Annotated in this window: 10 protein-coding genes and 1 other RNA gene; 3 read left to right on the forward strand and 8 right to left on the reverse strand. The window is 50.0% G+C overall.

Going from position 1 to position 12,031, the window contains the following annotated elements:
* Positions 1-7 precede the first annotated feature (7 nt).
* Genes CHB92_RS15255 through CHB92_RS15265 form a run of 3 tightly spaced genes read left to right on the forward strand, consistent with a single transcriptional unit; the run spans position 8 to position 1,521 of the window.
* The gene (locus CHB92_RS15255; protein WP_089320097.1) at positions 8-877 is read left to right on the forward strand and encodes a hypothetical protein; all 870 of its coding nucleotides are present in this window, start codon (positions 8-10) and stop codon (positions 875-877) included.
* Positions 864-1,256, forward strand: a complete 393-nt coding sequence (locus tag CHB92_RS15260) for a hypothetical protein (RefSeq protein WP_144266326.1) — start codon at positions 864-866, stop codon at positions 1,254-1,256. Before CHB92_RS15255 ends, CHB92_RS15260 begins: the two co-directional genes overlap by 14 nt.
* A complete protein-coding gene (locus CHB92_RS15265; protein ID WP_089320099.1) occupies positions 1,246-1,521 on the forward strand; it encodes a hypothetical protein in 276 nt (91 codons plus the stop codon). Before CHB92_RS15260 ends, CHB92_RS15265 begins: the two co-directional genes overlap by 11 nt.
* A gap of 29 nt (positions 1,522-1,550) precedes the next feature.
* On the opposite strand, the gene CHB92_RS15270 is transcribed toward CHB92_RS15265, so the two are convergent.
* From CHB92_RS15270 to CHB92_RS15305, 8 genes are all read right to left on the reverse strand, one after another.
* A complete protein-coding gene (locus tag CHB92_RS15270) occupies positions 1,551-1,892 on the reverse strand; it encodes a hypothetical protein (protein WP_089320100.1) in 342 nt (113 codons plus the stop codon).
* Positions 1,892-3,217 carry a tyrosine-type recombinase/integrase gene (locus CHB92_RS15275; protein WP_089320101.1) on the reverse strand — a complete coding sequence of 442 codons (1,326 nt, stop codon included), beginning with the start codon at positions 3,215-3,217 and terminating at the stop codon, positions 1,892-1,894. The genes CHB92_RS15270 and CHB92_RS15275 overlap by 1 nt, the downstream gene beginning before the upstream one ends.
* 189 nt (positions 3,218-3,406) lie before the next feature.
* Positions 3,407-3,779, reverse strand: a transfer-messenger RNA (tmRNA) gene (gene ssrA / locus CHB92_RS15280).
* Between the two features lie 157 nt (positions 3,780-3,936).
* Positions 3,937-4,920 (reverse strand): hypothetical protein, encoded by a 984-nt coding sequence (locus tag CHB92_RS15285; RefSeq protein ID WP_089320102.1) that lies wholly within the window; start codon positions 4,918-4,920, stop codon positions 3,937-3,939.
* A 32-nt stretch (positions 4,921-4,952) separates the two neighbouring features.
* Positions 4,953-6,356 (reverse strand): DUF4932 domain-containing protein, encoded by a 1,404-nt coding sequence (locus CHB92_RS15290; protein ID WP_089320103.1) that lies wholly within the window; start codon positions 6,354-6,356, stop codon positions 4,953-4,955.
* A gap of 7 nt (positions 6,357-6,363) precedes the next feature.
* The gene (locus CHB92_RS15295; RefSeq protein ID WP_089320104.1) at positions 6,364-7,767 is read right to left on the reverse strand and encodes a S41 family peptidase; all 1,404 of its coding nucleotides are present in this window, start codon (positions 7,765-7,767) and stop codon (positions 6,364-6,366) included.
* Between the two features lie 133 nt (positions 7,768-7,900).
* Positions 7,901-9,058 (reverse strand): transglutaminase-like domain-containing protein, encoded by a 1,158-nt coding sequence (locus CHB92_RS15300; protein WP_089320197.1) that lies wholly within the window; start codon positions 9,056-9,058, stop codon positions 7,901-7,903.
* 505 nt (positions 9,059-9,563) lie between these two features.
* On the reverse strand, positions 9,564-11,936 hold the full coding sequence (locus CHB92_RS15305; protein WP_089320105.1) for an ABC transporter permease: 2,373 nt from the start codon (positions 11,934-11,936) through the stop codon (positions 9,564-9,566).
* Positions 11,937-12,031: the final 95 nt, after the last annotated feature.

Raw genomic sequence — 12,031 nt, forward strand, 5'->3', positions numbered from 1 at the left:
CCTTACAATGTCCAGCACCGAATCAGAGATCCTAAACAGAAGGCTGCTTAAGCTCTTTCCTGTTAAGCTACTTAAGGAAGAATTTCAAGTAACAGCCAGTACACAACCGGAGCTTATCGATACCTTAGTATATGGTAATACAGATCACACGCTCAGGGAGTTCGCATTTGACAAAATAGATTGCACAAAGCAGCACGTGTATATATACACTCTTAACCGTGCCTTCGATTCAGGCTCTTTCTCTGCTAGAGACTTCCCTATAGAAGTGCTGCGAAGCGTCCGCACCTCGAATGGCTGGGTGCTTCACTGCCTGCCAAAGATTACCCACAATGTCGTGCTAATTGAACCTTTCGAAACGAGGACGATTGACTTTTATCAGCCGATAAAAATTACTCTGGACGGGAATCGGCTTATATTGCAGTTCACCATCCTGGAAAAGAACCTCAAAGCCCATTTTGAAAGAAATAGGTGTGTCTATAGCAAAAGGATGCTTGAAGAATCAGCTATCAAAGACGAGATACTCAACCACTTCGGCAGAAACTACCAGGTTGATGTGTGCGACATGAACAGAGGGGTTAAGTATCTTTGGGACAACGGCCTGCTGGACGGCAAAGCCCTAAAATTCAAAAGAGCTAAATCTACTGCCACTGTAACCATGGACGAAGAGGAAACATATAAGGAAGTTTACCCCGAGGAGTATAGAGAAACCATGAAAGATCCGTTACACCGGACGGTGCTAAAGTATAAGGTTCAGGATGACGAACTGTGTGACCTCTTTACAATTGACCCCTCAAAAGGAGAGATCAGCTTCAACAAGTATCCGCTCACTGCAAATCAGATACAGAATGTTATTAGCAAAATTCTTGCAAACAATTGATAATACCTTCATTGGGAGAATTATCGATGATAAGGTTAATGTATTGAAAAGTATTAACCCGGATAGGTTCTATGTTGAAAATGTAAGGCGGTTCTACAACCTGCCAAGTTCTGTAGCAAAAGTATTTTGTGAAATGGCCGTACGCGAAGGGTACTTTAAAAAACGCTTTGCAGTTAAGTGTCCTAATCAAGAGTGCGGCCGTATCATAGTGTCTGTTGATTCGCCCGCAGATGTTCCTGATTACATTGAATGTGACATATGTGAGGCTCTTGAAAGGGATGAATATTGCTTCAGTTATGATGAAGTAGAGATTGAACCTTATTATCAGATCAGCAGGGAGAGGGCTTCTTCTAGAAAGGAGGCGAGTTATGTCCGATAGTAACAGGCAGCAATTAGATGATCGCATTTATGTTGTGAAAGCTTTTTTTCATATGGGAGTGCAGGCCGTGCTGATAATCTGCGCATTAGTCGCTTTTTTCATTATTCTGTACCACATGCTGGTCAACCCAGACATTTATGCTAAAGCAGTTTATGCGGCATTCGATTACCTTCTAGGCCAAACTCTTTACCGTGTCTACAAATACTTCTTCATTTTGCCTGCTGAAGAAAAAACGCCAGTCAGAAGGCAACAGACTACAGCATAGACAAAAAGGGAGGCTTCTGCTTCCCTTTTTCATTTTCGCACCACCAGCACATACTTCACCTCATAGCCGCACTTCTCCCCCAGCACCTTCACAGCGGTAGCCAGGCTTTCCAGGCCTGAGCGAAGCCCCGGCCTAACTGGGGTGTTTCTCGCTGTCATAAAGAAGTCCTGCCAGGGGTAATGATAATCGATGTAGCCCGAGTGCGAGGGCTTTACCCAGTGCCTGGCCTGAATCTCCCGTAGCTTGCCCCACTCCCCGGCATAGGCCACGTGCCGGCGCTTCTCCTGGCAGAGCTGCCGCACCCGCTTAAACTCCGCATAGTCGGCAAAGCCCAGCAGTCCAAACCCTGTCTCCAGATCAACAAACTCCATTACGCTTTACTCTTGCTTGCTTCTATTACCTGCCAGGCGTCCAGCAGGCGCTCCGCTACGTCCATCGGGTTATAGTGCGAGTACCTTTCCGTCACGTCGCGCCCCTTATGCCCCAGCAGCTTCTTCACCAGCGCCGGGTCCTTGCTTACGGCCAGCACCCGGCTTGCCCCGGTGTGCCGGGCATCGTGTGAACTGATCACCGCAGAGAGCGGCACCTGCGACTCCTCAATTCGCCCGTTTGCATAGCTTTTGGTTTGCCTAACCAACCTGGTAAGCTTCGCCTCTTTGGCGGCATCCTTCAGGTACTCGTTGTATTTCTGCAGGCTGATCTTGCCCGAGCGGGTACGCAGCACCGGTATGCCGCCGTGCTCCTCCATCAGCTGAGCGGCAACGGAAGGGATCGGCACATACACCAAATCTCCCGTCTTGCCTTGCGTGCGGTTCACCACGGTTACCTCCCCGTACTTCTCCAGTTTGATCTGCTCGAAGTGGACCGGCTTCAGGGAAGACACGTCCCCGAAGCGGAGCGCCAGCTGGCACTGGATAACAAAGGTATGGGCAGCCCTTCGAAGCGACTCTTTGGAGTAGGAAGCGTCGCGCAGCTGCAGCACCTCCTCCCAGGTCAGGTCGTACTTCGTGGACACCTCGCCGGCTCCTACCTGCAGCCACTCATACGGTAGCCCCGCCTCCTTCATGGCCGTGCGCAGAATCTTGCGGTAGCGCTGCACCGTGGAGTACTGCACATTATACTCTTCGTGGTTCAGCACCCACTCCTCAAAGGCCTCCACCGTTTCCTCGTTGATTTGCTCAGGCCGGATGCCGGGCATATACTCCTCCAGCTTATCCACCACCTGCTTATAGCTGCGGGTGTAGTCCTCTACTTTGCCTTTGCGTGTGGCGCGTTCCTCCGGATCCTTGATGCCGCGCAGCTTCTTCTCCACGTACTTTTCTGCCCAGCGCTCCAGGTACTCCCGAACAGTGCGCGGCCCTTCCTTCTTCCTGGCCTTGCGGGCGCCCGGGTCGATGATGCCTGCCAGGTCCACCTCCTCCAGCGGGCGGCCTTCGCGCTGCGCCTCATAGTAGGCGCTGTGCACTTTGTCGTTGAGCTCCCGCAGGTGCTGGTTCCACTCCAGCGCGTAGGGGTGCGAAGACGTGAGCCATTTGTTTACCACCGTGCCGCGCGGTACTTTCTTTCCCCTCAGCGCCCAGTACTTGGGCTCAACGGAAAGGTGCGTGGAAGCGCGGAAGTCGCCGGGGTGTACCCTGACGTAGATGGGGGATATCGGGGACTTGGCGCGGTGGAGGTAGAAGGTGACGTAGATCATAGCTATTGTGACTTGTGACGTGCTTGTGACGTAAGGGTTTTGCGGTAGTGCCGAAAATGGTAACGTAAGTTGTGACGTAAAAACACCTGTTACGGCCTGTTACCGTACCCGTTCTAACAAAGCAAAAATAGCGAAAAGGGCTGAAAAACAAAGCGCCACCCGGTTTCGTACCGGGTGGCGCTGGAGTGAATGTGGAGATGCAGGGAGTCGAACCCTGGTCCAGACAAGGAAACCGTCGTGCTTTCTACATGTTTAGACGCTAGTTGAATTGTCGGGAGCTTGCGGGCCTAGGTCAAGCCTATGCGCACTCCTTAGATGCTTTAGTTTCGCCTGTGCATCGCATCGCTACACAGACTAGTGAAACGGATCGAAGCCTCATATATGCAAGCAGTTCCACGGAACCTGCACGAGACTATGGCTATTTACCTAATACCTAGATTAGGCAGCCATGGCGTAATTAGATTCGCCGATTATTGTTTGAACGGATTTTTAACAGGTGGTACGTTCATCACCCGACATGCTTACACGCAATCTGCACAAGCTGTCAATTCCGGTCATCCCCATTAAGTTAAAGAACGAATTCTTACTGTTTATACTTCAAGAAGTATGCCACAAATGTAAACAATTTATGTCATATTCCTATCTGTTTCTCTTGTGTAGTAAACAGCCAGATGCTCTTTTAGGTTTCACCATCGGCCAGAAACTCTCCTTTGCATTCACTACTCCTGCACGACGCCAAAGCGCTTGTTTTTGAAGTCGACCACCACTACGTTATCTAGGAAATAGGCATTCCCTATTAGCCCCACAATGCCTTCCTGCTTATAAAAGTTATCGAAGTTGGTGTTGTTGAGGAGCGAGTAAACTTTGGTAGGAGGCAGCTTGGCTTTGCCCAGGTACACATCCACCTTGGCTGGTGCTCCATACATATAAACCTTCTGCCCCCACGAGGTAATCTCCATGGAGTCTTTTTGGGCCGTGTCGGCATAGGCATACCAGTCCTTGGTACCCACAGACAAGGGGAACAGACTGGCCCCAGTGTCAAACATCACGTCATGCACCTCCCCGTTTATGGTTAGGGGCACTTTAATGCGGTTATCTGCTCCTACTTTAGCCGGCACAAAGGCTGTTTTGGCTGCCAGTTGTGGCGAGATAGAATCCTGCACCGCAAAGCGCTGGTTCGGGTAATCGATGATCAGATACTTCCCTTTGGCAATGCCGGCGCCTACCGTGCCCACGTGTTTTGCCGTAGGGCTTCGGACAGAGTCCAGGGGTATCTCCTCGCCGTAGTTCTTGAAAAGAACCGCATGCCTGTTCTCAAACGCCACATTGCCCAGCTTAAAGCTGATGTCTTTCAGCACGGGGTTCTTGGTGTTGTTCAAATAAACGACCGCCGTCGTATCCAGTTGCTGCAGCAGAGCCGGGTAGCGCTTAAAGTAGTTTGCCAGGTTCTTCTCATACAGAATAACCGTGCCTGTTGCCCCCATGTCGAACTGGGCCTCGAAGGCGTGCGGAATGCTCTCAAGCCGGAGCGGCACGTTCATTGCCATCTTATCAAACTGCTTACCGCTCACTTCGCCCTTTATCCAAGTAAAGGGAATCCAGGCAGGCGTGTCAGTTGTCGGCTCGCTTACTTTGCCAGGTGCTACACACGCAGCTACCGTTGCTACAAAAGCCACCCCAAGAGCAACAAAGGTCCTTTTCATTTTTAATAATGTAATTGGTTCTAATTGAAAGCCTATTGCAGCACTTTACTCCAGTCCAGCATGGAAGTGTACAGTTCATCTATGCTTATCTTCGGATTCGCTTTGTAGAGCGAGAGCAGCTTTTGGTTAAAATCTCCGAACCGCACGAAGCCCCTCTTTTTCTCCATCTGGTTTACCATGAGCGGAATGAAAGTGGCGTTATCCTCGGCGGAGAACTTGTCCAGGCAGTAAAGCGAGTAGACGCTCCAGGTCATGTACTCGTTGAACACGTTGTAAGGTGAACTGTAGGCGCTGGTGCCGTTGCCCTCTACCACCCACTTGGCTCTGTCCCCGAAAACCTCGTTTATCTGCGCAGCATACTTGTCGGATGTCGGGTTCACGAAGTTGTGGTCGATCTCGGTGAACACCACGCGCGAGTTCCGCATCTCATTTACCTTCTCGTTATACTCAGGTTTGAGGTCTGCCCGGCGCACGAACATCACGGTCTGCTCAAAGCCGTTGTCTTCAAAACTCATGGTGGAGTGGGCACCACCTACCAGCGGCGAGAACGTCACCAGGTAATTGCCATACTTGAACTTGAACTTATCCTCCAGCCATGCCTGCTGCTGGTCAATCGGGTTTAAAGCATGGTACGTCTTAACCAGGTCGTTATAGTATGGCTGGTGCTGTTTGTAGAACTCCCGGAAGTTTGATTTTCGGGCAAAGTCCTCTAGGAGCGCGAGGTTGGCCAAGATGGGGTCACCTTGGTTATCAAAGCCCATTTTCCGGATGATGCCCGCGTTCTTGATGCTGCCGTTCTTGTCGAACACGTAGGCGCAGGCGTTCATCTTCATGGCATAGTAGTACCAGTAGCTATCCTTGTCGAACACTTTGGTGATGTGCTTGTTCACCACATCCATGATAGGGTGGTTCTTGTATGGCGAAAAATGCGCCATCACCTCTTTGTGGTAAGGCGTGGTCATGTCCACCATGTTCGAGTCCTGCTGCCCGATGTTGGAGATGGCCACCAATATATTCGCCAGCTCATGCACCTCCGGCACCTCTACCGCAAACTTACCCTCATTCTCGCGGATGTACTTCTTGCTGAAGTTCACGTTCTTCGGCACGCCCACGATCTCGGTCAGCGCTTTCTCGCGCCCGGCCTGCTGCACGTAGAACCGTACGGTATCCCCTTCTTTAACAAGGAACTCGATAGAGTCTACATCCGTCACAAAGGCTACCTTGGTCACTTTCTGCTTGCACTCCACAGACAGCCGGTCGGGCTTTTGCTCTGGGGAGATCCTCCAGCCGGCATGCCTGTCCGTACTGTTGAGCACATAGGTAATCGTCTCCACATTCGAGTTTATACTTGGCAGTTCCTGCGTCTTTTGCGCAAGGCAGGTCGTAAAGCCAAGGGCCAGCGCCGCAGCTGTTACATAGGGTACACTCTTCTTCATAGTTTTGCTAAAAGTTGCTTTTACTGGTTAGATGCCGTTTTTGCCCTTTCAGTTGCATCAGCGCGCGCTCCAGCACCGGGTCTTTTTTCCCGATGTAGTCCTGCAGCGTCATCTTCACCTCGATGTCCGGTTTCACGCCGTAGCCCACAAACTCGCGGCCGTCGGGGTAGGTGTCTTTTTTGGTGCAGATGCGGGCAACACCGCCGCCGGGCATCTCAAACATAAAGGGCTGGCCGGTGCTGCCAAAGGAGTTCTCCCCGATCTTGATCATGTGCCGCTGGTTATCGGCGTAGATCAGGAAGTCCTCGGCGGCAGAGGCGGTACGATGCCCGATCAGTATGGCCGTAGGCACGATCATCAGCTTCTCACTTGCCTCCACCTTGTTTTGGGCTGGGCTGTAGTCAAATTCATGCATCAGTTTATCCTGGTAAGCCATCAACGATTTTGTCGCCCATTCGTCACCTACAGTGTCTTTTGGTTGTGTAAACACACCCCAAGCTTTATAACTTGCTAAATGCTGACGAGTAGAGTTTTTGGAGCCATATAGCAGCGTGTCCGGAGACAGATAACTTAGGATTTCACGGCCTATGGTGGTAGAGCCGCCGCCATTGTAGCGCAGGTCGATAATAAGCGCTTTGGCTTTGCGCAGTTCCGGCAGTTTCTCCAGAAATAGCTCGTTTATCTTCGGGTCATGGAAACCGTTCAGGGCCAGGTAGGCTGTCTGGTTCGGGTACCACTTTAGCTCCAACAGTTCTCGTTTTTCAAGTGCAGGGTATACTTCCTGCTCCGTAGTTTTGGCATGTGTCAGCGTCAGCGACCTCACCTTGCCTTTCGGTGTTTTATACTTGATCGTATACTGCTCTCCTTTCGGCCCCTTCAGCATGTCTTTAACTGCCAGGTCCATCAGCACATAATCCGTGGAGGAAGCAAGGTAGGGCAGCACGTTTTGCTGTAGGTACTCCGCTGTCGGCAAGCCGTTCACCTCCACAATCTCGCTGCCCACCGGCACTTCGTCTTTTATACTTAGGTTGGTGCGGGTAATGATAGCTTTGTTATCGATGTTGCTCAGGTAGATCCTGTACTTCCCGAACATGTCGTTATACACCAGACTGTCCACGCTTTTAGGCATGTAAATATTCGTGTGGCCATCCTTTAACGTAGCGCAGAGTTTCTGTAGCTCCCGGTAGTACTCGTAATCATTTTTCGTGTTCTGTACTTTTATGATGGCTTCCCGGTAGTCGTTTTCCCACTTCACCCGGTCCACCTTGTCCAGGTACACGAAGTTGTAGTTCACCTCCTGCCAGAACTTAGACAAACCATACACCTTATCGGCCGGACTCAAGGTATTAGGCACTTGCGCTTTGACTGAGAAAGTTACCAGCAAAAGCAGAGCAAATAGGTATTTCTTCATTTTTCTGTATTGTGAATGTTTTTACTATTTGAGAATAAGCACGTTTTATTAGTTGAGCGGAAGGGCTGGCTAGGGCAATTCTCCCTCCTAATAAATTGGATCATAGCCAGCCCTACCAACTGCCCAAGGCAGGTTAGAAACCCGTTACGCTTAACTGCATCGGCTCTGCGTACTGAAGCGTGTTGATCTCTGGGGACCGGTATAAATCAGCGGGAGAAGTCGTGTACAGGTAGTCTTTCATCGGGTACTTTACCTGGAACACTTTTGGCTTTTTGGCACCTGCCGGAACAAGCATCAGCGAGGATTTTCCTTTGATGGTTTCTCTTGCGATGTTCATGCCTTCCCGGTTGTCGAAGCGCACGTCGAAGTAGTATAGGTAAGGGTATACCCAGTTCACATATTGTGCTTTGCTGGTACCAGAGAGGCTTCTGATCTCCAGCTCGTCGTAGTTACTGGCGATGGCCTGCTGGAACTCCACAGCGTTCAGCGGAATATTATGCAGCACAGGCATGGCGTCGAACTGCCCGTCCAGCATCACCCATTTCTGTAAGTCGGGCAGGAACACTTCCAGCAGCACATGTCCTGCGCCGTACTCAGTGGTTTCCACATCCTTTGTTTTTAAACCCATTACGCGGGCAGGCAAGCCGATCGAGTTCAGGCAGGAGGTGGCTACTATGCCGTACTCCACACAACGGAACTGCTTTCCATCTTTCACTTCCTCCAGGATTGTAAGCGCGTCTGGTCTGGAAGGTTCGTTAGCCCCGTTGTGCTTCCACTGGTTATGCACCCAGTTTACCATGCGCAGTGCCCTTTCGGTGTCATTGGAGGCTCCTTTCACTACTTCATCTAACTGATACTTGCCCCGGAGCGTGTTCAGGAAAATGTTGTTTACATTCTGCTCATAGGTAAAACTGTAAGAGGGATTCACCTGCAACTCGTTAAACTTAAGGCCATCAAATCCAAAGCCCTGCAGCTCTGTTAAAGCATAGTCTTTTCCGTTAAGCATCACATAAAACTGGTGCTTTTCGCCCGGTTGAACATGAAACACGATAGAATCGAGGTTCGTGTAGAACACTACCTTTTCCTGCTGCGCGTGTACGGGTACCTGTAGCACATCCGGTGCCAGCTCGGGCATAATCTGCCAGGTGCCTTTTACCAACTCCCCTCCTATTTTATAGTCTGCCACATTAGCGGTGGCTTTTATAACAGGTAAGCCTTTATATGTTTCCTGAGCGAAGCCTGGCATGGCCAGTAACAGCAGCGCGAACAAGATTTTGAATGACTTTTTCATAGTTTTATTTTTATTAGATGAGTAATGGATAACAGTTTTATTTTGTAGTAACAGCTTGTGGTTCGGCTTCTTTCTTAGCAAGTGCAGCATTTGCTTCATGCCTGCACCCTTGCTAAAAAACTATATGTAATTTAAATGCCAAAAACGCAACACACTAACAATCAATTACTTAATCAAAGTACATCTTTATACATGTACGCTTCTGATACACTTGTACATGATACACCTGTGCGCTTTTGTAACACTCCCTTGCTAGCCTGTAAAAACTTAAGAATTGTTCATTTAGGCACCCAAGTCTGTATAACAGCGGCAGCCTTGCAAGCTCGTTTGCTTGCAAGGCTGCCGCTGTTAATTTTAGATTAGAGTATGTTTAAGTTTTATAAGCAAAAACGAGTGGCTTCAGAAGCTGGCAAGGCTCACTTGCAGCTCAAAGGATAAGCTTTAAAACATATCCGTCTATAACCCTCTATTCATGCTTGCTTAGCACTGATTATCGTAGGCCTGGCTATTCTGTTCTGAGCGATGTAACCGGATTGGTGACCGCCGTTTTCACAGCGTGGAAGCTGAGTGTGAGCATGGCGATGAGAACAGTGGAGACAAATGCGACGGCAAAAATCCACCAGCTCATCTCTGTTCGCTCAGCATAGTCGTTCAGCCAACTCCTCATAAAGTACCAGCCCAGTGGCAGCGCAATCAGGTTGGCGATGAGCACCAGCTTCAGAAAATCTTTGGATAGCATGTACACAATACTTGTGATGGATGCTCCGAGCACTTTGCGGATCCCAATCTCCTTGGTTCGTTGCTCAGCGGTGAACAGGGCCAGGCCAAACAGGCCCAGGCAGGAAATAAAGATGGCAATACCAGCAAAATATTTCGTTAGCTGGCCCATGATCGCCTCACTCTTATACATCATCTCAAAGTCCTCGTCCAGGAAATGGTACTCAAACGGAAAAGCCGGATTGTGCCTTTTTATAATCTGCTCTACTGCCGCCACCGCTTCTGTCGTTTTACCCGGGGCTATGCGGGCTAGCAAGGTATTATCCTCTTCCGGCAGCAGCACCAGGATGAGTGGCTGTGTGGCTACATGCATGGAGCTTGAGTGGAAGTTATTCACCACACCGATGATGTGTCCTTTCCTCTCCCCCCACAAAGTCAGTGATTCCCCAACCGGCTCCTGCAGCTGCATCAGGCGGGCGGCCTCATGGTTCACAATGAAAGCGGCGGTGTCTGTACCGAAAGACTTAGAAAAGTCGCGCCCTTCCTTCAGCGTTATCCCCATAGTTTCCAGGAAATCATAATCAACCGTCATCATGCTGAAGAGAATGTTTGCATTTGGGTCTTTGCCTTTCCACTCCACACTGCCTGTTGAGTTACCTACCATCATCGGGTTCTGGTTTGATGAGGACACCGACATAATGCCGGGTATACCCTCCAGCTCCCGCTTTACAACTTCATACTTTCTTTGCAGTTCCCCTTCCAGTGGTAGGTACATCAGGTTTTCACGATCCATACCAATGTTCTTCGTGCGGATGTAGTGTAGCTGCAGGTACACCACTAAGGTACTGACGATAAGCAAGCCAGAGAGCATGAACTGGAACACCACCAGCCCTTTGCGGAACACAGAGACACGCTTGCTGAGCTTCGTTGTTCCCTTCAGCACCACCGCCGGATCAAAAGACGACAAGAAGAACGCAGGGTAGCTACCAGAAATAATTCCTGTCAGCAAGGCCACTCCGAAGAGCAGTAAAAGCATCAGCGGATCTGTCAGGTCTATCGATATAAATTTACCTGTCAGGTCGTTGAAGTGTGGTAGCAGAATGCCTGCAAGGTTAACAGAGACAAACAGCGCCAGAAAAGCCACCAACACCGACTCCGTCATGAACTGGCGGATAAGCGCTGATTTACTTGCCCCAATGGCCTTGCGCACCCCCACCTCTTTGGCCCGCTTGGCTGATCGGGCTGTGGCCAGGTTCATGAAGTTAATGCAGGCAATGATCAGGATGAAAACAGCCACCACCGAAAACAGACGCACATCCTCAATATTTCCGCTGCCTGCCTGGCTGCCATTGCGGAACTCGCCATACAGGTACATGTCGCTTACAGGCTGCACAAATAAATCGATGTTGGATTCTTTTTCGTGCTGCTTCACGATGGGCTTTATTTTCTCATTAAAGGCAGCCATGTCAGTGCCTGGCTGCAGTTGCAGGAAGGTGCGTATACCGTTATTCCCCCAGTCCTTCAGCCATCCTCCACCAGGCGTGCTTATCCAGTCCTCCAGCGGCATAACATAGTCAAACTGCATGGTAGAATTCTTTGGAACGTCCTGCATTACGCCGGTCACTTTATAACTCTTGCTATTGTCTACCTTAAACATTTTACCCATCGCGGCCTCCGGAGAATCAAAGAACTGCTTTGCCACCGTTTCTGAAATAACCACTGAGTTCGGCTGCTTTAGTACCTGTGCGGCATTACCGTGCAGCAAAGGGAAAGAAAACACCTCGAAGAACTCCGGGTCAGTGTACCGCCCGCCCACTTTTAATACTTTGTCGTTGTAGGCAAACAGCTGCTTCCACTCCCAGGTAGTGCTGCGAACAGCGTGCTTCACCTCGGGCAGTTCCTGTTCCAGTGCCTCTGCGAGTGGACCCGGATTGGCATCGGTGGTCAGGTCATCAGCCCCCGGATAACTTTGCACCTCCATTACCCGGTACAGGTTGTCTATGTCTTCGTGGAAGCGGTTCATGCTCACCTCATCCTTCACCCACAACAGGATGAGGATACTACAGGTCATGCCTAAGGCAAGGCCGGAAATATTAATCAGCGAGAAGACCTTGTGGCGCATCAGGTTGCGGTAGGCCATTTTGAGGTAGTTCTTATACATAGTTGTAGGCGTTATAGAGAAAAAGCGTGGCGCTGAAATTTTTTCTGTTTTTTCTTTCGTGTACACTTTTCCTACAAGAAATTAAGATGCCAAAA

Source organism: Pontibacter ummariensis, assembly GCF_900188175.1.
GTDB classification, from domain to species: Bacteria; Bacteroidota; Bacteroidia; order Cytophagales; family Hymenobacteraceae; genus Pontibacter; species Pontibacter ummariensis.